The sequence below is a fragment of the Paenibacillus gansuensis genome, from assembly GCF_042684925.1.
Lineage (GTDB): Bacteria > Bacillota > Bacilli > Paenibacillales > DY6 > Paenibacillus_N > Paenibacillus_N gansuensis.
The window spans coordinates 24,685-50,322 of sequence record NZ_JBHUME010000008.1; the positions used below are offsets into that span (position 1 = coordinate 24,685).

The 25,638-nt window shown below is 43.3% G+C and carries 23 protein-coding genes, 2 tRNA genes and 1 pseudogene; 8 read left to right on the forward strand and 18 right to left on the reverse strand.

The annotated features are described in order from the left end of the window. Positions 1-263 precede the first annotated feature (263 nt). Positions 264-1,115: an HNH endonuclease gene (locus tag ACFSUF_RS12190; RefSeq protein ID WP_377603189.1), complete on the forward strand. Its 852-nt coding sequence runs from the start codon at positions 264-266 to the stop codon at positions 1,113-1,115. A gap of 466 nt (positions 1,116-1,581) precedes the next feature. Here ACFSUF_RS12190 and ACFSUF_RS12195 read toward each other — a convergent pair whose 3' ends face one another. From ACFSUF_RS12195 to ACFSUF_RS12240, 10 genes are all read right to left on the reverse strand, one after another. Continuing rightward, complete coding sequence (locus tag ACFSUF_RS12195; RefSeq protein ID WP_377603190.1) at positions 1,582-1,815, reverse strand: hypothetical protein; 234 nt, start codon at positions 1,813-1,815, stop codon at positions 1,582-1,584. Positions 1,816-2,079: 264 nt separating this feature from the next. After that, positions 2,080-2,871, reverse strand: coding sequence for a hypothetical protein (locus tag ACFSUF_RS12200; RefSeq protein WP_377603191.1), 792 nt, complete (start codon positions 2,869-2,871; stop codon positions 2,080-2,082). 160 nt (positions 2,872-3,031) lie between these two features. Further along, complete coding sequence (locus ACFSUF_RS12205; protein WP_377603192.1) at positions 3,032-3,289, reverse strand: hypothetical protein; 258 nt, start codon at positions 3,287-3,289, stop codon at positions 3,032-3,034. Continuing rightward, positions 3,286-3,633 carry a hypothetical protein gene (locus tag ACFSUF_RS12210; RefSeq protein WP_377603193.1) on the reverse strand — a complete coding sequence of 116 codons (348 nt, stop codon included), beginning with the start codon at positions 3,631-3,633 and terminating at the stop codon, positions 3,286-3,288. The genes ACFSUF_RS12205 and ACFSUF_RS12210 overlap by 4 nt, the downstream gene beginning before the upstream one ends. Continuing rightward, the gene (locus tag ACFSUF_RS12215; protein WP_377603194.1) at positions 3,623-3,907 is read right to left on the reverse strand and encodes a hypothetical protein; all 285 of its coding nucleotides are present in this window, start codon (positions 3,905-3,907) and stop codon (positions 3,623-3,625) included. The genes ACFSUF_RS12210 and ACFSUF_RS12215 overlap by 11 nt, the downstream gene beginning before the upstream one ends. Before the next feature lie 66 nt (positions 3,908-3,973). Beyond that, entirely contained in the window at positions 3,974-4,081 is a 108-nt protein-coding gene (locus ACFSUF_RS12220) for a hypothetical protein (RefSeq protein WP_377603865.1), read from the reverse strand. Positions 4,082-4,222: 141 nt separating this feature from the next. Further along, entirely contained in the window at positions 4,223-5,137 is a 915-nt protein-coding gene (locus ACFSUF_RS12225) for a DNA/RNA non-specific endonuclease (protein ID WP_377603195.1), read from the reverse strand. Positions 5,138-5,503: 366 nt separating this feature from the next. After that, a complete protein-coding gene (locus ACFSUF_RS12230; protein ID WP_377603196.1) occupies positions 5,504-5,824 on the reverse strand; it encodes an AAA family ATPase in 321 nt (106 codons plus the stop codon). Positions 5,825-6,446: 622 nt separating this feature from the next. Beyond that, positions 6,447-8,156, reverse strand: coding sequence for a TniQ family protein (locus tag ACFSUF_RS12235; protein WP_377603197.1), 1,710 nt, complete (start codon positions 8,154-8,156; stop codon positions 6,447-6,449). Then, entirely contained in the window at positions 8,149-8,484 is a 336-nt protein-coding gene (locus ACFSUF_RS12240; protein WP_377603198.1) for a hypothetical protein, read from the reverse strand. The genes ACFSUF_RS12235 and ACFSUF_RS12240 overlap by 8 nt, the downstream gene beginning before the upstream one ends. Before the next feature lie 155 nt (positions 8,485-8,639). Between ACFSUF_RS12240 and ACFSUF_RS12245 the strand changes: the two genes are divergently transcribed. Next, the gene (locus tag ACFSUF_RS12245) at positions 8,640-8,978 is read left to right on the forward strand and encodes a helix-turn-helix domain-containing protein (RefSeq protein ID WP_377603199.1); all 339 of its coding nucleotides are present in this window, start codon (positions 8,640-8,642) and stop codon (positions 8,976-8,978) included. 117 nt (positions 8,979-9,095) lie between these two features. Here the strand turns inward: ACFSUF_RS12245 and ACFSUF_RS12250 are convergent, their stop codons facing one another. The 5 genes from ACFSUF_RS12250 to ACFSUF_RS12270 all read right to left on the reverse strand — a co-directional run bounded on the left by ACFSUF_RS12250 (position 9,096) and on the right by ACFSUF_RS12270 (position 18,891). After that, a complete protein-coding gene (locus ACFSUF_RS12250) occupies positions 9,096-10,067 on the reverse strand; it encodes a TniB family NTP-binding protein (RefSeq protein ID WP_377603200.1) in 972 nt (323 codons plus the stop codon). Between the two features lies 1 nt (position 10,068). Beyond that, a complete protein-coding gene (locus tag ACFSUF_RS12255) occupies positions 10,069-12,171 on the reverse strand; it encodes a Mu transposase C-terminal domain-containing protein (RefSeq protein ID WP_377603201.1) in 2,103 nt (700 codons plus the stop codon). After that, entirely contained in the window at positions 12,164-12,823 is a 660-nt protein-coding gene (locus tag ACFSUF_RS12260) for a TnsA endonuclease N-terminal domain-containing protein (protein WP_377603202.1), read from the reverse strand. Before ACFSUF_RS12260 ends, ACFSUF_RS12255 begins: the two co-directional genes overlap by 8 nt. A gap of 831 nt (positions 12,824-13,654) precedes the next feature. After that, complete coding sequence (locus ACFSUF_RS12265; RefSeq protein WP_377603203.1) at positions 13,655-15,652, reverse strand: TniQ family protein; 1,998 nt, start codon at positions 15,650-15,652, stop codon at positions 13,655-13,657. Between the two features lie 623 nt (positions 15,653-16,275). Next, positions 16,276-18,891, reverse strand: a complete 2,616-nt coding sequence (locus tag ACFSUF_RS12270) for an adenosylcobalamin-dependent ribonucleoside-diphosphate reductase (RefSeq protein ID WP_377603204.1) — start codon at positions 18,889-18,891, stop codon at positions 16,276-16,278. A 465-nt stretch (positions 18,892-19,356) separates the two neighbouring features. Here ACFSUF_RS12270 and ACFSUF_RS12275 point away from each other — a divergent pair, with 465 nt between their 5' ends. The 3 genes from ACFSUF_RS12275 (at position 19,357) to ACFSUF_RS12285 (ending at position 23,172) form a co-directional block, all read left to right on the forward strand. Continuing rightward, positions 19,357-21,144, forward strand: coding sequence for a DEAD/DEAH box helicase (locus tag ACFSUF_RS12275; RefSeq protein WP_377603205.1), 1,788 nt, complete (start codon positions 19,357-19,359; stop codon positions 21,142-21,144). Beyond that, on the forward strand, positions 21,141-22,109 hold the full coding sequence (locus ACFSUF_RS12280; protein ID WP_377603206.1) for a YqhG family protein: 969 nt from the start codon (positions 21,141-21,143) through the stop codon (positions 22,107-22,109). The genes ACFSUF_RS12275 and ACFSUF_RS12280 overlap by 4 nt, the downstream gene beginning before the upstream one ends. Before the next feature lie 139 nt (positions 22,110-22,248). Next, on the forward strand, positions 22,249-23,172 hold the full coding sequence (locus ACFSUF_RS12285; RefSeq protein WP_377603207.1) for a hypothetical protein: 924 nt from the start codon (positions 22,249-22,251) through the stop codon (positions 23,170-23,172). A 46-nt stretch (positions 23,173-23,218) separates the two neighbouring features. On the opposite strand, the gene ACFSUF_RS12290 is transcribed toward ACFSUF_RS12285, so the two are convergent. After that, the gene (locus ACFSUF_RS12290; RefSeq protein WP_377603208.1) at positions 23,219-23,413 is read right to left on the reverse strand and encodes a YqzE family protein; all 195 of its coding nucleotides are present in this window, start codon (positions 23,411-23,413) and stop codon (positions 23,219-23,221) included. 207 nt (positions 23,414-23,620) lie between these two features. Between ACFSUF_RS12290 and ACFSUF_RS12295 the strand changes: the two are divergent. After that, positions 23,621-24,175 (forward strand): annotated as a pseudogene (locus ACFSUF_RS12295) (N-acetylmuramoyl-L-alanine amidase); the annotation flags it as partial. Between the two features lie 117 nt (positions 24,176-24,292). Here ACFSUF_RS12295 and ACFSUF_RS12300 read toward each other — a convergent pair. Together ACFSUF_RS12300 and ACFSUF_RS12305 are read right to left on the reverse strand one after the other, a co-directional pair. Further along, positions 24,293-24,380 (reverse strand) — tRNA-Leu (locus tag ACFSUF_RS12300). A gap of 163 nt (positions 24,381-24,543) precedes the next feature. Continuing rightward, positions 24,544-24,631, reverse strand: a tRNA-Leu gene (locus ACFSUF_RS12305). Between the two features lie 139 nt (positions 24,632-24,770). Between ACFSUF_RS12305 and ACFSUF_RS12310 the strand changes: the two genes are divergently transcribed. Continuing rightward, positions 24,771-25,094 (forward strand): hypothetical protein, encoded by a 324-nt coding sequence (locus ACFSUF_RS12310; protein ID WP_377603209.1) that lies wholly within the window; start codon positions 24,771-24,773, stop codon positions 25,092-25,094. A 62-nt stretch (positions 25,095-25,156) separates the two neighbouring features. Then, positions 25,157-25,576 (forward strand): hypothetical protein, encoded by a 420-nt coding sequence (locus ACFSUF_RS12315; protein ID WP_377603210.1) that lies wholly within the window; start codon positions 25,157-25,159, stop codon positions 25,574-25,576. Positions 25,577-25,638: the final 62 nt, after the last annotated feature.

Here is a 25,638-nt window from a genome sequence, read left to right on the forward strand (position 1 = left end):
ATACTCATTTATCATAAAACGAGCGGAATCATAGGAACTATACTGCCCTTTAGTTCAATAAAGGCTGCTGATCATTTGGATCTGTAGCCCTCAATGTGTTTTTAAGCTATCGTTCCCAGTTAGCGTAATGAACTGCTATCGAATGAGGAGGGGGTGCTTTCTCTTCAAGTTGCAGCTCACCATTTTAAAGGAAACTGCCAATCGCCTCGCGAATACCATAAATAATTAATACCAAACCAGTATATATAGGAGAAGTCCGAAAAATGTACGATTCAACCTTTAAGCAACTACGAATGAAATATGCTTATAACCTTGCATCTCAAATCAGTGAAGTAATTAATTCTGAAGATTGGGATGAACGACTGCAAAAAATATTATGGCCGCATTCGGTTGAGCCTGATAATTATTTTTCTGAACTAATAACTGAAAATATCGAGAAGGTAAATGAACCGACAAAAGAAACATTACTCCATGTACTTATCAGGGATATTTTTAACATGGAGATTGGTGCAAGATTGTATCATTTTAACGATGAAATTTACAGTGAAGACACTGATTTTGTTGAAGAATTTCTTGAAGAAAACTTCATCAATATATTGCAATTCTACAATGTTGCAATACCTGACTACCATGAAATTCTTGAAAGGATAAATAATGATTATGAAAACGATTCAATCAATGAGGATGAATATGAGAAGAAAATCAAAGAATTTGCAGAAGAGTTATCTAGTTTGATCGATCTAGTTGAGGATAATATTGTAAATGAAACATTTTATTTGCTGTATTATGATAAACCCTTCCTCTTTGAATTTAACAACATTCTGTCATCGTATGTAGAAGAACAAATTGGAGTAGTTGCACGTTGCAGTTTACCCGAATGGCTTAAAAGGGCGGTTATCTTTAGAGATTACGGCAAATGTCAGGAATGTGGATGGGACTTATCAGGAGCATACAGAAGATTGGAAGATCGTGAGAGGCATCTTGATCACATGATTCCATTAATAAAAGGTGGAACAAATGATCCAACAAACTTTCAACTTTTATGTTCAGTTTGTAATTTAGAAGATAAAACAGAGGTAATAAAACCTGAGTACCGTATTCAAACTCATTGGTGATCCCCATTAATATCTTCTGGAGCCAAATACCGAAATCCTAACGCAACCAGCATATTGACCAACATCGTGAATGTTGGTCAAAAGAACACTACGATGATAACGACCACTCAATAGAGAGTGGTCGTTTAGCATTGTTAGCAATAATTACGCTAATCTGCCCGTTAGTTCGAATAAAGGCTGCAGATTCAATTTAATCTGCAGCCTTCACTATGCTATTAAGTTATCGTCTCCCGTTAGAATTCCTGTAGAGCGTTAATTTTGTGCATTGCACAAAAACGAGCGACTCCGGTACGATGTATTAGTCACGGGTGAGAGTCCTAGTACTGAATTATCACAATCTAGCTCCAAAAGTAGCTACAACATTTAATTCCTCTGTTTCAGAGGACCTTATCGTACATAATTTTGATGTAACGATCTTCATGATTAGCCATATATGTACACTTTAATTCAGTACATCATGTAACTTTCACATTGCAGCATGAAAATTCCCTTTAATCCTAGTCGCTTCAAACCTTTCAATTGAAGTCCTATTATTCTGATAGAAGTAAACAGATCCTTCGTAACCTACAAGCGCCTTATCATCACGCTGCTGGCCTTCAAAATAAAAGATACGATCGGAGTCTAAGCCGATACATGTTTGTACTCCATTTTCGTCTTTAATGAGCTTTGCTTTACAGATAAATCGCGCCGTTCCAATCATCGCTCATGCTCCTTTTAATATGTACTGTTATAGGCATAACTTTAACTTTAAAAGTTCAATCTTAACATATAAAAGTTATAAGTAAAGCCTGCTTTTGGGGCCAGAGTTAACGTCCTGTTCACTATATATGCGATTCAGGATTGGCGGCGGGATACGCTTTACTTCGATGATGCCAAATAACCCATGCTATTAGCGTGGTGAACCGATAAGTACCTTTTGTTTAACTCTACCTGAATTATGTGCTGGTTGACCCTTACCAGAATTTTATCTGTACCGTGATTCAGTGATAGCAAGTACATATCCATCATCAGTTCCTAGCCATGCACCCGTTTGAATGCTGTAGTATCCTTCAACATTAGCGTAGAAAGCTTTCTGAATTTCATTTTCAGCAGATTCCAACTCGATACCCGGTAGCCCCATATAAGCAAGATTTTCTTTCATTTTGTCGCCGGTATTGAATTCGTCCTTGGTCAGGTTTACACGAATACGGTGTGCTTTACCTTCCAGGAACATGATTTCAACTTTTCCGTTTTTGTAATAATTCATCTTGCCTTTAATTTTGATACCCTCGTCCAATAGGCCCCAATTCACAGATTCTGTTTCAGCAGGAGCCCCTAGAACTGTGTTAACTTCTTTCTCAGTTTTGCGGGCATGCTTGTTCAGGTCAATGACCGCTTTTGCCGCCAATGCTGCTTGTTCTGCTTTCTTCTTAGCTTCAGCTTCAGCCTTAGCTTTTGCTTCAGCGGCCGCCTTTGCCTTAGCCTCATTTTCAGCTTTCTTCTTAGCTTCTTCATCAGCTTTTGCTTTGTCAGCATCTTCGGTACTTTTTTCAGCAGACGCAGTTTCTACAACTGGTGCAGGATCAGCAGATAATTCAACCTTGTCGGGTTCACCACCGGACTTAGTTACAGCTGCCAAGAACAAGAAACCCACGGCTGCTACTACAGCTTTTTTCCGAGTTAGCTTCTTTGATAGGGTGGTACGAAACTGTTCATTGAAAATAGCAATAGCAAATAAAATAAATGCAAGTGAGGATAATGCTGTTAGTGCTGCCATGATGAAATTTCCCCTTTTTTTGATGTTTAATTGTCAAAGAATTATGTAAGTTGGTATTGCTTGGTCAGGCTTATGATTTCTTGTTCCCCTCCTTGATATAATTTTCGTGCATTTCTACTTTGCTTGGGCATGTCCAGCTCGATGGCAGTTTTTCACTTCACTACGCACCTGCAATTACAGCAATTCCAAGAAGAAAACAAAGAGCTGTAACGGCATATCCTCGGACCCGATACTGTACACGAACCTTCCGGGCAACCTTTAACGTTTTCGCAAGCATGAAAATGCCCAACGTAATGAATAGGCTGCCTGTTAATGTCTGCAAGGTTTTTCCCGGATCCTCTGCGAACCGGCTTATTATGACAAACAGTACAACCGACATTGCGCCACCAGCGAATCCCAGTACAAATTTACGGTTCATTCTTCCTCCTCTGGCTTCGTAACGCCAGCGAACGCGCGTCCATTGGATTCCAACCAAAGAATGAATTCATTTAAGAACGCATCAGGATTATCTGCAGCGTTGAGCTGAATACTACCTTCGATATGCAGCCATTCCCCCGGGGAACTGCTCTCCTGGGTTTTGGTTGCCTTATCAATATCTTCAAACGACAAAAATACGTTGCCGGCGGCCGTGCGAACATGTAACCGATGGATATCCTCGAGGTAGTTCTCAGCTATGCCGGTTATTTCATCCCCATCCTTCATCGTTAGCTGCACCATCCAACGACTGGCTGCAGCAACTTCGAGCCACGTTTTAAGCTCCATCCTTTTCCTCCTTGAAATTCCATAAAATCAATGCAGCTTCCTGGGGGGTCAATTTGATCTGCTCGTGCTGCGATAACACTTCAGCAATCTTCTTAGGATCTAAGCCGGCCCGCTGCATTGCCAGTATCATATGGCCCAGGTCGCACTCCCAATTCCAAACATCATGGCTGGGTAAATCCAGAGGCGGAGTCGGCAGTGCTTGCCGTTCCAGGTCCTCGCGCGCTCGCTCAAATGCTTTACGTTCCCGTTCGTTTCTAGGTTCAGGTCCGATCATCTTTAAACTCGCCCCTTTCGTCATTCCTCGTCATCTACCGAACAACTTTCCAAACATCCATTACTTTTATCGGAACAGTTTAATAGGTGAAATCGCCTTTGTTTTAGCGTTACTGTTGCCCAATTGTCCAAAAGTGTTGTTTCCCCACATCCACAGAGAACCGTTCTTATCAATTTAACAGCTATGATTACTGCCTGCGCTCACAGCATTCGGACTGTTCACTTGCCTTTAGCCATTTAGTAAAACCGGCAGCGCGATCTCTGATCTGCTGCCGGCTTGTTGTATTAAACTTCTTTTAGTTCATTTATTTTAGTCTTATTCACCTACCATACCGTCAACATCACGATCATCCATATATTTGTACAGCCAGTGGTCACTCGTTATTGGCATACTATAACCGGCTGCCTTTGCTTCTTTAATCGTTACCTTTCCGTTTCCGTTTGTATCGACACTAGAAAGATCCTCTGAACTTGTTGAATCAGAAGAATCATTGCCCGTTAATCCGAGTGATGCGTTTACTTCATCCGGGTTCACATTATCAAATGTATCAACAATTACGTTACCCTTTAACGAATAGGTATACTGATATTTTGAAGGAATCTGAGTTTCTGTATTCGGGTATGTAATAATTGATTCGAAATCAGTAGCTCCGCCTGCTTTGCGTATCGCATCTTCCATATATGCTTGATCACCGTGTCGGTTGAGTGTACTATCTTGAGGGGTGATATTATAAGCATTTGATACCCCTCCGAGAGAATCGGCAATGACATGTCCTTCATCTAATAGATCGCTTTCGACACCAGGGACTTTCGCCTCATCAGAGCAATATCTACCAGACGATGATGACTCGTTAGTGTCATCTTGTAGAATGATTTCATCAGCAATGACACGCACTAGTTGCCCGTGTTCGTTTGTAAATGCCCAGTATTCACGGTCCCCGTAACCAACATCCACAACGACATTAGGTTCACGATGCCCAGACAAATCACAACCATCCACTTCAATACGTTTGTATCCTGAGAATAGTTCGTTATTTGATTGGGCTGGTGCTTTCTCGGCTACCGGTTCGTCAACAACCATCTGGGTAGTTTCTTCAGGTTCTTTATTAACTGTGGTTACTTCTTGTTGAGCACCTTCTGTATTTGTATTAGGTAAATTTTCTGCATTCGTACAACCAACCATCAAGATGATTATTAACAGTAAGACTAAATAGTTCATTTTCTTTTTCATTTAGGACTCTCCTATAATAGTTTCATACCTGTTCATGTTCTATTATCTTACCATAAAAGACTATTATCACATTAAATTATCCTGCCCTTTCGCTTAATAGAAAAGAAGCAGCTGCGGACCGCATGCTGCTTCTTGGAGTATTGAACTAAAGTTTCCCGTTAGCTTAATCCACTAACCTGTATTGATTGCTATGCACTATATCTTCAACCACAAGTTTAATGTTATCAACGCTATTGTGACTTGTATCTAGAAGATGGTATCTAATCCTGACTTCTTAAACTCATCCATCAAAATATGACACCGTTCTCCCATTCGATGCTCTGGTATTCTAAGTTGGTCTCTGCTTATAAGGGTTTCGGGGTCAACTCACAATACCGTATAAACAACATTTACGGATAACTCCCTTAGCCTATTTCTCAGCCAATAAGCTTCTTCTGGGAAAGTGACATAATCAACTACTACATCAATTCCTTTGGAAACAAAATTGCGTGTTAAGCTCAATATATTATCCCAAATGAGGGATAGCTCCAACTTACTCTCCCAAGGCTTCTGACGCCCGTTAACATGCATATGACTCACGTAATCCCCCGAAATGTATGCACTATTTTTCAAGGTACGAACCAGTGCCCTTGAAGTTGTTGATTTCCCAACTCCAGCTGGTCCCGACAAAATGTAAACAGTTTGCATTTTGGTTCCTTTCTTCAGATAAGACTTTTATATTTTCTATGACTGAAGATACTACCCCTTACTTGAATTAGTGGCTGCTGATCAATCGGACCAGGAGCCTTCACTGTGTTATTGCGCTAACGTGTCCCGTTAGTTCAGTAAACTTATTATTTTCTTACGGGTATTCCATATTCTTCAGGGTGTGTAAAAATATCTTGATACTCCAAGGTGCTAACAACAGTAATCTCTTTATTGATGTTGATAAAATGGCTATTAGCTCACTCCTCCGGTCTCGTTAATGATTTATTCTCAAGAGATTCTATTTTATATTCGAGCGTTTTCACATATTCAAGTAATTGATTTATTAAGCCCTTACTAATGTAACCTGGCGAAGAAAGTTCAACCTTAACTCTCTTTTCGAAGATAGAACTATGATTGTCATCTGGAATTTTTCTTTTTAATGTTAAACGTTCACATAAGGTCTTACATTCGGACCACACTTCGATAGTTTTGTGCAACATCATGATGTAAAAGTAATGTTCGGAATTCTGTGTAAAAGGAAAGTTATAGTATTGACGGTGCCTAATAATATTGAGCTCGTATGCCGCAATATTCTTTTCAACTTGCTGTATTATTTCCATCATTAGCAACCACTCACTTCACTAGAATTTTGAATTAATGACCTTACTTTCTCGATACTGTTCCTTGTAAAAAAATTTGTCTTTCTACCTGCCTTGTCTTCAACAACCTTAGAAGGCACAAGAACCCCATTGTTCATCCACTGTTTAGCCTTCTTTTCCCCGACATGTAATATCTTAAGCACATCTGTGAGCGTATATCCTTCTTGGACTTGCTGTTCTTGCTTCATGATACTTATGCATCTCTCAAGTTCATTTATTTTATATATATTTTCAGCCAATGAATCAAATTTGTAATAGTATGGACGGAGAATGCCACCTAACGTAAACTTCAGTATTTTCACAATTGACAAACCATTTACTGAATACTTTATTAATGCTTCGTGCAGTTTCAGACCATTCGCTTTTTTTCTTGTATATCTCCCCCGGGATTTATTCAATAGATCTAAGACCTCATATCGAGAGAGCCTCTCATATCTCCCGGAACCGATATTGTATGTCTTTAGTAATCCCCCCTTAATAAGTTGTGTTATGGAGCCCCTTTGGATACCAAGTATTAAAGCAGCTTCACCTCTTGTAATGTAGCTGCCCCAATTATGAACAATGTTGTTAAAAGAATCTCTGTTGACTTGGTATCTTTTCCTTTTTTGTTGCTTAAAAGTATTTAGTTCAATGAGTTTGTCATTAGCGAGTTGTTCAATCTTCTCATAACTCATACCGATGGTTGTTCTAATTTCGTCCTTGGAAATGAATTTCCTTTGCTCAAGTAATTCTGGCTTTTTCTTGAAAATTGAAAAATCTGCTCGAACCACACCCTGGTCGGCCTTATTAACCCAGTAAGACTCATATGCTTTGGATATATCAATATATCCATCAAGTTCAAACAATCTTTCGAAGGAAGCTTTTCGTCTGTACATAACCTTAGTTGTAGTATTTTCAAGGAAAGCATCCAATACTGTTACAAATTGGTTAGGGAAATTTTGATACATCCAATAAGCTGTGTTATATGCGTAGTATTGGTCTTTGTTTTGCCTAGTACCCTTTGAAGAGTTATTAAAGATCTTAAGCTTACCAGGGGTGCCTAAGTAGCATTCTCCCCCGTCCAGGAGATGGTAACTATGAAGAATCAAGTTCATGAAGTGTTTCAAGTTAAGATTGAATGGGAATGAAGGGGGTTCTACACCAAAGACTGAAATATACAATTTCGACTGAGCTACCAAGCAATCTAAATTTGTTTCAACTAAGTAGACAGCGTTGTGTAATATGAAGCCGCAATTGCAAGTACCTGCAATCAATGCTTCTAACTTGACCCAAGTCCCACAACCTTGGCAACAATCCACCAATTGAATTTTATGCTCCATACAAAGGTTAAGTGGTATAAGACACCACGAATGCTTATGAAATGATTGTTTACGGATACAGAGAGGACAGTACTTAACCTTATTTTTAAGAATTAACCTATGATAGAACTCACCAAGAAGTTCTTGCAGTTGAAGATGTGATGTCTTGTATAGAACCTCCGCATTTATCCCCGACATTTTGCTTATTAGTTCTATTTTTTGACTGGAAATCTCATTGTTTTTTAGTTTAGGAACAGTTATCTCTATGAATGCTGCTAATGTAGAAATGGAGGGATAATGATTGGCATTACTTAAGCGATACAAGTAGCTTCCTAAGCTTTCACAATGTTTTAGTGGGATGCGATTTCTAAACATGTTTCCCCACCCGCTTTCTTTGTCTCCTAGTTCTTCTTCGAACCCTAAACTTCAATTTATTAAAAATTTTATAATAAGCATCTAACTTATCCGGATCTAAATCATCGAAAGTGTCCAACAAATATGCTGGGACGATCCCTCTACCCTCCACGAGAAGTAAGATAAATCTCGTTGACTTTGGATCAAAATATACGGTAATTGGCCACTCATCATCCACCTGAAACCATTGCTCCTTAACAGCAATTTGGCAGGAATACAAACAGTTATTAAAGTAGATCCCAACTTGTCGAACATTAGCTTGCCCGATGGAAAAAGCAATTGGCAGCATACAGAACCTCATTTCTATTAGAATATGAATCTAGTATAATTCTGTACAAAAATCTTAAATTTAATACATATTTATATCAAATTAAAATTTTGATAACAATCAACCTATGTTTAGTGCGATATGCATTGTCTACACTTCAGTTAAGAGGTGTGGATATGGCCAACCAGTTACTGAAACTTATTGGAATCAGAATTCGTGAACTCCGCAAAGAACGTGGCTTGTCACAAGAGCAATTAGGAGAGAAGGCGGGCTTTCACTTCTCTTATATCGGTGGAATCGAGCGGGCGGAAAAGAATATCTCGATTTTAAATCTCGCTAAGATTGCTTCCGCGTTAGGAGTACATATCGGGGAAATATTCGTATACATCCAATCTGGGCACGATGTAAACACGGATAAAGAGGCTGAACTTGAAGAGATTCTTCAAATCCTATTAGGACAAGATATAAAGGGGCTGCGTAAGGCAAAAACCATTCTGAAAGAACTGTATGAATAACAAAAAGCAGTTGAGGAAGGTTCCTCGACTGCTTTTTATTTCACCTTGGTAAATGCAATTTTATCTACTCTCAAGTCTTCCTTAAAATCTGATGAATAAACAAGGAAATAGGCCGGGCTAGCTTTTGCTAGGCTTCTCATTCTCCAAAGCCACTTGCAAATCAAAAACCTTTCCATGAAAGGGATTAACAACCTTCGGCCTCGTTTCAAATGACAGCAAACTAAATCCATATTCCAAATCACTTTCTTCCAGTTTATCCTTCCCTGATCTTAGCGCAGATATGAGAGAATGGTGAAGAAGATGATACAATGTTCGGGGGATACCTAGTGTTGCGTAGAAGATTTTCTTCGCAAGTAAAGGATCATATAGATGTGACCTCTCAGCAAGTGGCAATTCTTTATCCATACTCTTTAGAAACACCCTAAACTCTTTTATCTGGTCGACAGTTGAATAATTAAATCCAACAAATGAAGGCTTGTATGGAAATCGCTCGTCGAGCTGACGGTTTGACGCAAAAATTCGCTTTGCATCTTCCTTGATGCCACCGAAAATAATAGGTATATTGATGTCATTCAATAGTTGCTTTAACCAATCTGCAGCCTTCCTTATTACGCGTTGTGTTTCTGTATCGATTAAATGCTGTATTTCATCGATGATTAACAATTCAACTTCAGCATCTTTAATATGATTCTTTACTCGAGCTGTAAGTTGCTTCTCTGTCCCTCTATCATACAAGGGATCACCAAGTTGTTGGAGTAATTTCGAGGCAACGTTTGCAGGCCTAGAATTTGAGTCCAACTCCACACGAAGTATTGGAACAATATCACATTCAACTTTGTGACCACCCAGTATTTTTATCTTTTTTGTACGCGCGTAACGCTCCTCATAGGTCTTAAATAATGTAGATTTTCCTGCACCGGTATCCCCTAATATCGCAGCACCGTTTTTAAGTAAATGAGAATCGTGAATAACTTGGTAGAGCTCTTGAAACCTCCGGTGATGAACAACGATTTTCTTAAGCCCTAAGAGTCTCTGCTGTAAATCTTCCTCCGTTATGGGAGTACCATTCAAACGGGTATAGTTCTGCATCTTATCCTCCTATCCGAGATATCCCGTAAACCGGCAAATCGTCATCATCTGTTTCAAATTGTGACTGTATGTTTTCTATAAAATCATTATGTTGTTCAGATATCATTTCAGCACAGGTATTATCGACAATGCTTTCTTCCGAGAGCACTTGTTCTTTTTTTCCCTCGCCCTTGGATATCTCACCTAAGTATTGAAGTGTTTCACCATTATCGGGCAATCCTAGATCTTCATAATTAATAGACTTTAGTGACAGTCCTTCGACGATAATAGCCTCCTCTGCAAGTGTATTTTTATACTTATTACGCTTATCTTTATGTTGATCGTTCTGAATTTCTTTTATTTTTATTAACGCTTCAGTTACATGAGTATCGTCAAAGGAGTCGCGCTTTCTACCTTCAGATAGACAGATAGCCTTCATTTGCTGAAAAGGAAGTGGAAGAGCTGTATCCACATCATAATGCTTTTCGAAGTTGCTCATACGGTTTGAATCGAGGTAAGCTTCAATAAAGGATTTATCATAGGGGTCCTCTACATAAACCTTCTTAACATTTGAATGATCAAACCGTACAACTACTTTAGTATCCTCATCCCCATTTTGCTTTAATCGATACCGTAATTTCATGAGCTCATCACTTGTATACCATGTTTCCGCTAGCATAATTCCCTGATTCTGTACCTTCCTCTGTTCTCTACCTCCACACAAAGCAAGAGTAATTTCTTTTTTACTGAATGGCAATTCTTTAATAAGACTAGGATCATCCGAGAAAGCCTTCTCCCATATTTGATGTGGTGTTCCCCCCATTCTGCTATGACTCCAATTGTGGGATATGATATCAACAAAAATTATGTGGGCGATGTAATAAAATGCTTGGAGTGTGATACAAGCCTTTCCTTTAGAATCGTACTGCTTTTTCTTAAATATATTAGAGAAGCTCGTACCTTTCAGTGTATGTACTATATCGTTAAAGGTTTTTTGACCGCGTTCAACCGTTCCCTTCTTATGCCCTGCTTGGATCTCAGGGTAAAGGGGCTCGATTCCAAAAAAGTCAAATATCTCTTCCAATTCATAAGAATTATTTTGTGGGGCATTGTCGATAACAAGTTCCTTAGGAATTCCATATGCTGTCCACTCATTTTTTACATCAGGGTACAACTTTTTCAAGTATACTTTTGGTAAAAAACAATGCAGCAAACATTGTTTGATCGCATGCGTGTCTGGATGTTCAAATGTAATATAAAAACCCAAAGGCTCACCGCTAAATACATCGATAGCATACACAAGCCAAGGTCTTTTTCTTTCAAGAGTTATTGGATCAACTAAATATATATCAACAGGTGTCCAATCAAGTTCAACCCGCTGTAACGGTCGAGTTGGTTTTTCAGTCATACTCCTTGAGCCATCACGGTCCAACTTAGCTGCAACATATCCTTCTCTTGCCTTATTTTGGCGATACCAATCGCGTTTCTCCTTTAATATCCTCCAAACCGTTTGAAATGAACGAAGAACTTGCTTTTGGTCAGCATCCCTTAATTCGTTCATTTTATTAATGCTATCCTTATACAACCGGTAGATATTCCTATAAATAACATCTTCACCTGTATATAGATAATCCTCCAATATTTTTTCTAATGAGTCCATTACTTCTTTCTCTGAATGTCGTATTTTCGGTCCTGGTTTTAGATCAACCAAATAACGTGCATCACCGTAATCATCCCAAACCTTTTTCCAGTTATAAAAAGATGCCTTAGACACTTGGTAACCCTTCTCTTCACGACAGCTTTTTAAATACATATCCAGATTTATCTTCTGATAATAACCATGTATAACGGGATGAAGAACATCTAACTTCATCTTTAGTACTTTACGCTCTTTATCATTTAATTGACGAGTATCCAACTTGATCTTATTGGACCTTCCCGTAATATCCTGGAAAACTAATCTTTCTTCATACAAGGCTTCTTCCAACTCGGTAAGGGTGAAGCTTTTTGTTTCTTTATATTTTAAGAGTTCAACGACAACCTCCTTTTGTTCTTTACGTTTAACCACATGTTCCATTCCATCTAACAGAAATTTGGTTCCATATGAAAAACTGAATCTAGCCACAAGCATCCTCCTCACTAGGTAAACCACAAATTACTGAATTGTCATTCAAAGGTTGGCTTACTAGGTCTGTAATGACTTTACTTGCGAAAATAAGTTTGTGAAGATTGAGCATAAACAATGATGCATCGACAATATTGCATGCCTTCCGTAAATCACTAATGGTTTGTGGTCCTAGATGATTTAACATGGCAATAATATATGCAGTTATAGCTGGGGTAACTTTATGACGATTAACCTCATTCAGTAGTCTAAGATTATTCTGTAAAAATCCTAGCCTAATCTGGTCTTCCGTAACCACAATAAATGACCAACCCTTTTCTTCACAGAACTTCGTGGCTGCGTAAAACTTAGCTCGGTTTAAGTTTGATCCAACAAACTCCTTTGATTTCACTTCAACTAGGCAATAACGATTATCTCGTGTAATAATTAGATAATCAGGAAAATACCGACGTTTACGACCATTATAATGAAAGCGAATCCCCACTGGCTGGTAATATATTTTTACAACTATTGGATCAAAATTACACAGACGAACATAATCTCGTTCTAGAAGACTCTCGGCATGTATAACCCTTAGGCTTTTGGAAGAGCCAATCTTGCTTCTATAATGTCGTCCTCTAGTTGGTCTAATCTTACGTGCCGGAGTTTTCAAAATTTACCCCCTGTTCCAGAATTGGTTAGAGTCAGTTTCGCCAGTACAGAGTATGACTAAACATACACAACCAATTTTTGATGATAGGGCCTAAGGGAATGGGCAAACGGTACGGAAATTTGAAACTTTATTCTTGTTGCCATGGCACAAAGCGGTGAAACTTACGACCCAAATCGAACTTCATATGAAACAAACTGCTTAACCGCTCCTCCAATTAGCACAAAAACTGGCTTATTCGCAGGATCTCAAGATTGCACGGAGTACCGGATTGCGTTCAACAAAAGGGCCCAGACCCGTACCGTTAGGATAACCGGCCTCCACCCTCTGGATAGACGTAACGAAGGAATGAGAGGGCAACGACCCGTCGAGAAATGGGAGTGAAAGCTTCCGGAGGTATGTGGAGCAGCGTGCAGCAGAACAAAAAAAAAAGGAGCGAAACCTCGCCCCTTCTGTTCCCGCATGCCTTTCGGTTGCCGAATCTGACTGTACCAAGTCTTTTCTGCCAAAGAATGAATTATCCATTGGTGAGATCCTGCGAATAAGCGAGCATTCGTAAGAAAACTACATTGTACCGAGGGAGTTGAACGAGGCTGCCAAACAAATTCGTGGCAACCTCGCCAGGTGGCGACCAATGCACATATGCCTATAACAATTCACGAGAAATGCATGAAATCTATCTTTTTGATTGGTTGGATCAAAAATGGTGGGCTGAGTCAATATTTAAGTGAATTTTGTGGCCAACTGCAAGCTCCTGAAGAAGTCCATACGTTCGAGCCTTACTCGCTCTGGACGGCTGCTGCCAAAATGTATTGCCACTGGTAAAAAACAAGATTAAGTACCTGTTTGATGAAGCATTCGTTTCTCAAAAGCTGCAATAAATTCTGGGATGCCTTCTCGGTAAAATAAATACCTCGAATAACCGTCCACATTAGGGCCTGATATTGGGACAAAGCCATATTTCAACAAGTGTTTACAGAATTGTTTATTTGTTATTTTCTTATTCTCAAGTTTCAAAAAACTTATAGTCCAGTATTTTTTATAAAATGCATCTAGGCTATCTTTTTTTATAAGGATTAAATTATCCCGCACTTTAATTGCATCAATAAAACCTCGCCTTACCCAATGACTTATATCGTAGCTTGTGAGACAAAGTTTTTTTGCAGCTTCTGCTACTGAGTAATATTCTCTTTCATCATCACTATTTTTGACATATGATCTATCTCCCAGATACCCATTATGTCGTCTTTTCGGAGAACTACTTTGCTCTCTTTTTATATACGATGATTTAAGATGATCCTTTTTGATCAGTTTTTCAAAATCATGCTTGAAAAATAGATATTTATTGAAACCCACCTTTTCATCTTCTTTATTTGCAGGAATACACTCTCCGCCTATTATTAAAGTGACGAGGTCAATCAACCCTTTGTTTGCCTTTCTAATCAGCTTTAATACTTCTTCAAAGGAGATTAGTTCTGATTCGAATACTTTATTCTGATTGCCCATGCGTGATTCAATTGATTCAAAGATAAATAGTACATCTTTTTTCAAAAATATATTTAGGGTTGATCGTAACTTACCCTTTTTTGATATAACAGGAGTAAAAATTCCCTTGTGAATTAATGTAGATGCATCCTTTGGATCAAGACCTATATGGGCAGCAAGACCTAATGCCCCTTTTATCATGTTAACCTTCATTTCCTCTACATCCTTTTTAAATAATAAAGTATTGTAGAGTCTATTCTCAGGCTCATAGTATCCCCTTAAGACCCCTTTATTCATCAATTCTCTAATTACATCAATCTTTAATCCGAGAGTTTTTAATGTTTGAAAACCTGTTATATATTTTTTTTCAAAAATGTCACTTTTCTTGAATGAGCTTGATATATACTCCTGGAGATTATTGTCTAAATATTCTTCAAAACCTGCTCTAAGAAAGTTTAACTCTGCAGAAGCATAGTATTGGTAAATATTCCTGGAAAACTCGCCGAAATCTCGAGTTACCCCATCCCCTAAATTTTTCGCGATTTGCCTTCTCTTTAACTTCATTTCATCCAGAAAGATGTGGTATCTTGTCGGAAATTTCTCAAAAACGCTATATGCCCTTGATAGACATATATTTAGGTCGGAGACACTCAATCTCCTATAAACAGAAATGTGGTTGTCTAAGTGTTCCGGAAAAGAGTTAGATACAAGTATTAGAACACCAAGTAATCCGTTTAGAGGTAATTGTGATACCGGATTGTTAATCTCTACTGTTGCATTGGTTGAGTGCAGCTTTTCATATATCAGCTTCGATAATTGAACATCAATATTAGGTCGAGATGTACTGGAAGCTAGGTCATGACCACAATTATTACAACTATAAGAAAAGCTGCTTGACAATATTATTCTCTTATTGCAAGTTGGACAAGTATCAATTAACAATTTTTTATGAAGATGACATACCGTATAAGCATATAAATCCCATACTTTTCTAAAGTATCCATATTCCCTGAGACAATCGGGACATATCCTCATCTTTTCGGTTGAAATGTGCATTTTAAGAATGGATTCACAATGTAAATTGATCGCCCTACCTTTTTCTAGATCATAATTGAGTATTTTTAGTTCTTCGAAAGGCTTATCCAGCATAAAAGAGATTTTCTTTAGTATAGTTTCGTCAATGTTAAAAAAGTTAAACTTTCGAAATTTATACAGATTTTCTTTACCTAACATTTTAGAAAACCATTGATGATGATACATGTTTAACTTCATTATTCTTTGAAAATAACCGTACAAACTTTCATCGAAGTTATAATCAGGTCTTATTAAAAATTGTGATGTATTCATAAGAGACAGTCAGTAACTCCTTTCTGTATTGAATGTTTTTGTTAAAGACTTACATGAACTTTATTTGTATTCAACCTATGATTGGTGCATTAGTGGAAACTCAGAATAAAATACAATATGAAATAATGACAAGGTAAATATGAATATCCGATTGTTGATGTTCAAAGTATGATTTATCTTCACATCCACTTCTGTACGAGGATCTTAAAATTGCGTAAAATTCATAGAAATCTTACTAATAAGCTTGAAAGCGTGCGATTACGATTTACATGTATTAATTTATTATCTTTATCTTTTACGTAATGACGAATATGTTTAATATCAAGATATTTATATTCAAGGTGATTAATTGCCGCTAATCTATACAAGAATCCCACAATCGATTAATCAGTGAATTTTGTATTCGGTTAGCTAATGTTTTCAACAATGAACGTCACTTTCTTTTCAATAAAAATGGGGTAGGCAATTGTTATCATTGCCTACCCCATTGAATATTCATTCAAATAAATGCATAAAAAACTGTTTCTAACGAATTCTGTAATGATTCGTCCAACGAATTCTGAAACATTTCTAAAGAATTATGGAATTTCACAATAAAAAGGACCCCGCAGGGTCCTTTTCAATTAACTGCACTTACTATATCCGCAGTTCGTACAAGTTTTGCAGCCTTCCACATTCACCAGCGCCGCGGTACCGCACGCGGTGCACAGATCCAGCGACGGCATCGAAGTAGACTTCGCTGCCTTCGGAGCAGGCGCCGCTTCAGGAGCCGCTGTCAATTCGCTCGTTGCAGACACGAGCTCATCCGGGTCGCTGCCCTGAACGTGAATCTCGAGCGCCTTCGCTACAGCGTCGGCGATCGATTCTACGCGGTTCGGGCCGAAGCCGATCGCCCCGGAACCGCCGATGCCCTTCAGGTGCTTGATGAGCAAAGTCACCTTGTTGCCATGGTCGCCGTAACGCAGGAACAGCGAGCATACACGGCCCAATGCTTCCGCCATCGCGAACACATCAGATCCGGCTTTGCCGACGTTCAGGAAGATTTCCGTAGGAACGCCTTCCAGATCGTTAATGGTAATATAAGCCATGCCAAACGGCGTGTTTACTTTGTAAGTAGCGCCCTTGAGAATTTGCGGACGGCTCTTGTACTGCTTATCGAATAATCCCTTCGCGGCAGGCGTCGCCTTTACCGGCAAAGAGGATTCCAGCTGTTTCAAGGAACCGGCGTCTGCAGAAGCAACAGGAGCAGCTGCCGCCTGTTCAACCTTCTCACTGACAGGAGCATCCTTCTTAACTTCGTCGGATTTCTTCTCCGTGCTCAGAACCTGCACATCGCGGCTTCCGTCACGGTAGATCGTTACGCCTTTGCAGCCCAGTTCGAATGCCAGCTCATACAAGCGCTCCGTCTCTTCGACTGTGAAGTCGGACGGGCAGTTCGCCGTCTTGGAGATCGAGCTGTCAACCCAGCGCTGAATCGCCGCTTGCACGCGGATGTGATTCTCAGCGGACAGATCCATGGAAGTAACGAAGTATTCCGGCAGATCCTGGCCCGGATTCGCATCTTTCCACTCCTGAGCGATCGGAACATACTGCTTGTCGAAGCCCAGACGGCTTTGACGGAAGTATTCGAAGGCAAAGTATGGCTCGATGCCCGTGGACGTGCCAACCATCGTTCCAGTGGAACCTGTAGGCGCTTGTGTGATGACTGTAACGTTACGCATGCCGTTCGCACGAATCGCTTCCCCGACTTCAGGGAACTCGCCGACAATATTGCGCATAAATCCGCTTTGCAGGAACTTGTCTTCGATAAAGTGCTTGAACGAACCTTTCTCGCCCGCAATTTCTGCAGAGGACAAGTAAGCCTCTTTGGCCATAAAGCCATATAATTTATCAAGGAATTCCAGCGATTCCGGGCTGCCGTAACGGATCTGCAGCTTGATCATCAGCTCAGCCAGACCCATCGTGCCAAGGCCTACGCGGCGCTCGCCCTGCTGATTCACTTTGTTCTCTTCAAAATGATACGGAGTCGTATCGATTACGTTATCCAGGAAACGCACGGAATAACGAACGGTTTTGCCCAATTCATCCCAAGCTACATCATGGTTTTCCGCATCATAGAACTTGGACAGGTTGACCGCGGACAAGTTGCATACCCCCCATGCCGGCAGGCCCTGCTCGCCGCAAGGGTTCGTACAGATGATCGGGTTGAAGTACCAGGAGTTCGACATGTCGTTATAGTACTCCATGAACACTACGCCCGGCTCAGCCGATTTCCATGCGGACTCGATAATCGTGTGCCACACTTCGCGGGCGCGGACCGTCTTCACGTGGTTAACCGCTTTGCCCATCTCTTTCCACTTATCCAAGTTGCCGTCCCAAAGCTCGTCGTAATCCGGATCCTTCGTATCAGGGAACACGAGATCCCACTCGAGATCTTCTTTCACAGCCTTCATAAACGAGTTCGACACACACACTGATAGGTTCGCATTCGTTACTTGGCCTGCCGTCTGCTTAACGGTAATAAAATCCATCAGATCCGGGTGCCAGTCGTTGATCATCAGCATCAGCGCGCCGCGGCGGCTTCCGCCTTGCTCAATCAAACCGGTTGTGTAGCTGAACAGGCCGCCCCACGATACCGAACCGCTGGAGGAACCGTTCACGCCCTTCACTACTGCACGGCGAGGGCGCAGCGAAGAAAGGTTAATACCAACGCCGCCGCCGCGGGCCATAATTTCCGTCATCTCGGACAGGGTGGCCATGATACCGCCGCGCGAATCTTTAGGAGACGGGATGACATAGCAGTTGAACAAAGTCAGCTCATCGCTCGCGCCCGCTCCAGCCGCGATCCGTCCGCCCGGAACGAGCTTCCAGTCATCCAGTATATAACGGAAATTCTCCGTCCACTCCTGGCGTTTCTCAGGTGTTGCTTCTACAGCCGCAATTGCGCCTGCCAGACGGTCCCACAGTTCATCAGGAGTTTTCTCTATAGTTAGTGTCAATTTCTCTATGTCAGACTCCACGGTTTCCCCGCTGCGGAGCATTACAGTTACTTTATTGCCATTGCGTTCGATGACCTCGCCCACCTCTTTGGCCGGGAACTTAGGGTCATCCTTGGTAAGAACCAGCACGACATCGCCGACTTTCGTCTGGCTGGTGTCCGCATTCTTCCAGGCGTAACGGTCCAGGAATATTTTCTCACTTAATCCTTCTAAACGCCTCTTCTGCAATGTCTCCAACAACAACTACCTCCCACGAAAATAAATACAAACACAAGGCACCGCCCACAAATGTCGAAAATACGAAAAACGGCTATATAAGGGCAAAAACAGGCGGATCCAGCCGCATGAGAGAGCCTGTAATAGTGTATGTATTCAGTACCATATATTGTGTGCGAATCCCATTATACTATACTACATATTGTGCATCTAATGACCGAAAGACGATTATCCCAACTTATCGGACGACCTTCCCCGATTTGCTTTCGTTTTCTCTATGAATCTCTCTTTTTTATGATTTTTGTTAATATTTAACGACAAAAACCGCCATAAACCCGCGAGACCCCGACACAGCTGCGTTCTTCCGTCCCACTCTTTCTATTACCCTCAAGACTTCCCATTTTACCATGAAAGGTTATGGGTTTGATTCGCCAATTTTTGGACCATACTAACGTTACATCATAGGACCAAGGGGGCGAACAGAACAGCATGCGCAAAACGAACCAGACGGAGCAGACGCGGAATTTGAACGGACAGCTGCAGATTCATTTTCAGAGAACGTGGCTGGAAGATATGGAAACCCGCACGGACAAGAACGGTCCCTGGGATGACTGGACCCTGTTCCAGCTCGGCATGGAAGCGGAGCAGTCCCAGCTGGTATCCGGATTTGACGAATTAATATGCCTCAATCATATCCACACGCTCAAGCCTCTTCCTCATCAAATTGACACCGCCAAGAAAGTGCTGCACGAAATGCGCGGCCGCGCCATTCTCGCCGATGAAGTGGGACTCGGCAAAACGATAGAAGCCGGCCTTATTTTAAAAGAATATATCGTCCGCGGACTGGTCCGCAACATTCTCATTCTCGTGCCCGCTTCGCTTGTCCTCCAATGGGTGCGGGAGCTGAACCAGAAGTTCGGCATCAATGCCGTTGCGCAGAGGAAAGCCTATATGTGGACACAGCATGACGTGGTGGTTGCCTCCATGGACACCGCCAAACGCGATCCCCACCGGGACATCGTGCTGGGCCAGGAATACGACATGCTGGTCGTCGACGAGGCGCATAAGCTGAAGAACAAGAAAACAACCAATTACCAGTTCGTTAACCAGATAAAGAAAAAATACTGCCTTCTCCTGACAGCCACGCCTGTGCAGAACGACTTGAGCGAGCTTTATAACCTGATTACCCTGCTGAAACCAGGCCAGCTGGGCGGCCAGGGCAACTTTTCGGCAAATTTCGTTGTGGACAAACGGGTGGCAAAGAACGAGGACCAGCTCCAGCAGGAGCTTTCCAAAATCATGATCCGTAACCGCCGGGGCGACGGGTTGGGCTTCACCAAGCGGAATGTGAAGAACGTACCGCTCATCCTCTCCGATGAAGAGCAATCATTGTACGACGGAGTCACACAGTTTGTCAAAACCCGTTATGAAGATGCCGGCGGCGACATATCCAGCGCCCTCTCTCTTGTCACGTTGCAGCGGGAAGTGTGCAGCAGCCGGGACGCCGTTTTTCTCACACTGGTGAATATGTTCAAAAAAACTTCCGAAGACTCCCCCGTTCGTCCGAAAATTTGGGAGCTGGTCAACCGGATCAAGCAGATTCAGGCCAATACCAAAGCGGAAAAAGCGATGGAGCTCATCCAGACGATGGATTCCAAAGTGATCGTGTTTACCGAGTACCGCGCGACGCAGGAGTATTTAATGAAGTTTTTTAAAGACCACAAGTTGATTGCCGTTCCTTACCGGGGCGGGATGAACAGGGGGAAAAAAGACTGGATGATGGACCTGTTCCGCGGGCGCGCTCAAGTGATGGTGGCGACGGAAGCCGGCGGCGAGGGCATTAACCTTCAATTTTGCCATAATATCATCAACTTTGACCTGCCGTGGAACCCGATGAGGGTCGAACAGCGGATCGGCCGCATTCACCGTCTAGGGCAGCAGAACGACGTAAACATCTACAACCTGTCTACAGTCGGAACCATCGAAGAGCATATCATCCACCTGCTGCATGAAAAAATCAATATGTTCGAATCCGTCATCGGCCAGCTGGATATGATTCTGGAGCGACTGGAAAAGAAAAATTCCTCCCTTGAAAACTCCCTGTACAAAATCATCCTCGAGTCCAAAAACGATGAGGAAATCAGGCAAAATCTGTCCCAGCTCGGCGAGGCGATCCACGGGGTCAGACAGGAGCTGGAAACCGAGGAAACCGGGGAGGAAACAGGCGCTTTCTTAAATAACGGCGCCCTCGGCCGGATTGTGGAGGGCCGCTCATGAATAACAAACAGATCCAAAAATATGTGATGCGCTTTCTGGAAGCGACGGAGTGCCAGATTATCGAGAAGCATCCTGCCTACGTCACGGCCAAACTGTCCCCTGCTGCTGACAGGGAGCTGACCGGCAGAACCTACTATTGGAGCTTTGTGGAGCGTACCGGGGCGGAACCCCAGACGATGACGTATACATTCGTCTTCGATCCGGAGAAGCACGCGGAAATTACCGCGGCCAAAGGCCAGCCGGCCCGCCCCGGCGTCATCAGCTCCACGGCAGGACCACAGCAGCCGCAAGGGGAATCAATCCTCGGACGGTACTTCGGCTTCGTGCCGACTTCGCCGGTCGCACGGGTCCCGCAGGATCACGTCACGTTCGGCAGCAAGCGGCTGCTGCAGCTGTTTGATGTAGCGCGCAGCAAAGGCCGCTACGTCTGCCTGTTTGAAGAGCCGGACCGCGGACAGAAAGCCGCCGGCTCCCCCATGCAGTACAGCACGTGGCTGTGCGTCAACTTCAAGGCGCAGTTTATCTGCGACATGAAGCGCGACGAGCTCCACTCGCTGGGGATGAATCTCTCGACGGGGGAGATCGTCGAGAATTTTTACGGCGGGCTGTCCGAGCGCAAACTTACGCCGAAGCTGCCTGCACACGTGCTTACGCCCAAACGCACGGTAACTCTGCAAAAGGCCGCCGGCCAGCTCGAACAGCTGCTCGAGCGCAAGATTAAGCAGTATGACCACAGCTGGGCGGAAGAAGCCCAGGAACGGCTTCAAGAAGAATTGCTTCGGATTGAGGGTTACTATACCGATCTGCTGAAGGGTATGGAAGAGGAAGAAAAGAAGAACGAAATCCAGGCGCAGTTCGATAATCGTAAATCCGAAATCGAATGGCAATACAGACCGCGCGTCGAAGTTGACGCGGTATCCTGCGGAATCTTCCACCTTGATCCGCTGCAAGCTGCTTTGAAGTGACCTTTCTCGCTAAGAGGCGGCAAAAAAACAGCCTGTTCCGCCATTTCTTCTGACAGGTTGCAACAGCCTTTTTACGGCATCTCTAGTAATATGAACGCATAAGTATAAAAGAAGGACGATCCTACTAAAGAAGGTGACCATGCTGGCCAACCAACGGACCTTACTCGGTATTTTATGTATAGCTCTAACTTTATCCATGCCCTGTGCCGTTCAAGCTGTACCGTCTGGAGGAACTGAACCCGCCGCAGTTGTCAATGAGGCTCCTGCAACCAAGGACAGGCTCCAGGATTTTATTAAGGTCCAGCTGGAGACGCTTTCGGAGCAACAAGGCTATGAGAGCTGGAAGCGTGCCGGCATCGAGGTTACGGCCCTCGGTCCCGGTACGCACGGCTGGCTGGTCCTGCTGAATGTGAATGGCCGTGACGCCGGTTATCTGATCATAACAGCGGGCGATGACGGAACGCTTACCCTGGCAGAGTACGGCCGCGGGACGGTTGCCCTGTTCAATCTCAAAACATTGTATGCTGCCATGCTGCAGCAGGAACTTATCCCCCGTACATTATCTTGGTACGCATTTCAGAACAATGGAAAATATAAGTTCATGCCGGTATACCTCTCCCCCCTGCAAGCCTTTTGGCAGGTCACAAAAAGGGACGGAACGATACTATATTTCGAACCGAGAACCGGTGAGCTGCTGCCTTTACATAAAGCGCAAATGGCTGCTTACGGCAGGCTTTCCGTCTCGATGCCAACCTCCGCGGCAGCTTCCTCTGCCGAACCGGATTCCCTGATGCTCGCTTCCTTCGATCCATATGAAACGCTTACGTGGATTCGGAAGGCACCGGAAACGGTACCCACATTCGACGCGCTGGAAGCACTCCTGCGGCAAAAGCGGAAGACCGTTTATTCCTGGGAGCCTTTCGGCCGAACGCTGGGCTATACAGCTGCTGTGGTCGGTTTTGAAGTAAGACCAGGCAGTGAGCCCTATGTACTGCTGCACCACGAGGACAGCACACGGGCCGTATCATTTTCTTCTTTACAACAATCAGGCGGATTTTATTGAATGCTGGCATTTACAAAAAAGACACCTTTCTCCGGCTCTTCCGGGATCAGGTGTCTTTTTTGCTGCGGCGGTTTTTTTGGAATAACATTTCCAAGGACATGGGAATCATCCCGAACCATCGGGTCGACCAAGGTTCCTTAACGGCCTCCTGGCGGGATTGCCTTCGGATTTCTTTCGGGGTTTCCATATAGGTTACAACCTGTTGTGTAATGTATTTAATGAGATCTTCCCCTTTGGCCACCTTGCATCCCTCCTCTTCTTACTCCTATTATGCCCGTTTGGCCGGAAAAGTAACCGCCTTGCATGAAATCGGCGCGGGTGCGCATCATGAGAAGGTAGACTTTCAGAAGGAGGATGAACGATGAGATTCGCAAGCGGTTCCCTTTCTTGGTTACTGTGCGCACTGCTCGCCTGGGCAGCCGCCTTCCCCGCCTCCACGGCCTTGGCAATGCCCGTCCTTTCTACTCAGGTAATTATAGATGCCGGACATGGCGGTGTGGATGCCGGAACCAGCTTCGGTACCCTGCTCGAAAAGGATATCAACCTGAAGATTGCCAAAAGATTCTATCACCAGTTAGAAAAACGCCGGATCTCAACTGTTCTGAACCGCACAGGAGACTACGCATTAAGCGATCATAACGAGTGGCTGCGCAGCTCTTCCCGGCACCGGAAAGATCTGGCTCACCGAAAAGAATTGACCCGGGAAATTAAAAGCGGACTCCTCGTATCCTTGCACGTGAATTGGGGCCCTTCATCGGCAAGCGGACCCGTAGTATTGTATCAGCGCAACCTGCATAGCTACCTGCTGGCCAAGCAGCTCCAAACGGCCTTAGACAAAGTGTACGGCACGCATGGCCAGCCAAAGCGCGGTAAAACGTATTACTTGCTGAACCAGACCGTTATCCCTGCTGTCATTGTTGAAATGGGTTTTATGAGCCATCCCCGGGACAGAGCGCTGCTGACAGGGCGCAAAGGCCAGGAAACCGTCGCTAAGGCGATGGCCGATGCCGTAACCGGGTATTTGCTGCTGCATACGGAACCGGCGATCAGGCCGGACCTTCAGTCGCGTATCAGAATAAAAAAGCCCCCTACCGAAGTAGAGGGCTGTCATTGTTATAGTTGGTGCGGTCGAGAGGACTCGAACCTCCACGGGGGGTTAGCCCACACGGACCTGAACCGTGCGCGTCTGCCAATTCCGCCACGACCGCAAATGCTTCAGCCTTACAAACCGTACTGCTGAGTCACAAGGAATATCTTATCAAGTTCGAGGATAGATGTCAACAATTTTTGTTGAGGACATTTCGCCGGATTTCTTCGATTAGTTTCACTAAAAAACCCTCTACCGAAGTAGAGGGCTGTCATCGTTATAGTTGGTGCGGTCGAGAGGACTCGAACCTCCACGGGGGGTTAGCCCACACGGACCTGAACCGTGCGCGTCTGCCAATTCCGCCACGACCGCATATCGCTTCGACTAAACTGTTATGTTCGCCGTCGTCACAAATAAGATCTTACCACGAATTCCATGTGAATGTCAACGGTATAACCATTGGTAAATATGTACATTCTACCGGATAAACAGCAGCGATCAAGGAGGACATATGGATAAAGAATGGATTGTACAATTTGAAGTAGATCATGAGCATCCGGACGTAACAAAGCGCCTTCGCGGGCTGCTTTATGTCAGCGAGGACCGCAAACCTAATCTGGAAGAGCTGACCGCATGCCTGAAAGCCTGCGGCTTCGACGTCCGTCCTGATGATCCCGGAGCGTTGACCTTTCTTCCCGCCGCCCCTGCGGAAGACAACTACCGCATCCGCATTACCGGCATGGTCCGCGGGGACCTGAAGAACAACGACGAAGGACAAGAGCAGATCACCCGGGAGTTGGCTAAAAATTTCATGAAGCCAGACCCCAACTTGTGAATGATTAGCCCAAGCCCCGTATAAGTATAATAGTAACGAATCGCTTTTAGGGGGTTTCCGGTATGGAAACATGGTGGGGACAAACCGATATCGCATACCTGTGGCTTCAGGCCAACAGCAGACAGCTTCTGCTGTTTATACTCGTAACGGCCGCTTTCATTCTCTTATGGCGTTCAAGCTGGAACAACAGGTACCGGCGGATCATGAAGACCACATTTGAACGTACGCAGCTTTATGTCACGGTTACCCGTTCCAATAAGAAGACGCATAAGCTGTTCCCATCGCTTTACCGTATATCTGAGAACGAAGATCCGGAATATTATATATTTGAGTACAAACTGCCTATCGGCATGACGGTGAAACAATTCGAAGAAAAGAAGAAATTTTTTGAGACCGCCTTTGACTCCAAAGCCGTGATCAGCGGGGAAGGCTTGATCCTATCCATCAAAATCAAAAAAGTGAAAATGGAGCACGCGGCGTAACCTCCCCGCTTCTGAAAAAACACCTTGTCTCAAAGGCATAATGATGCCAAGGAGCAAGGTGT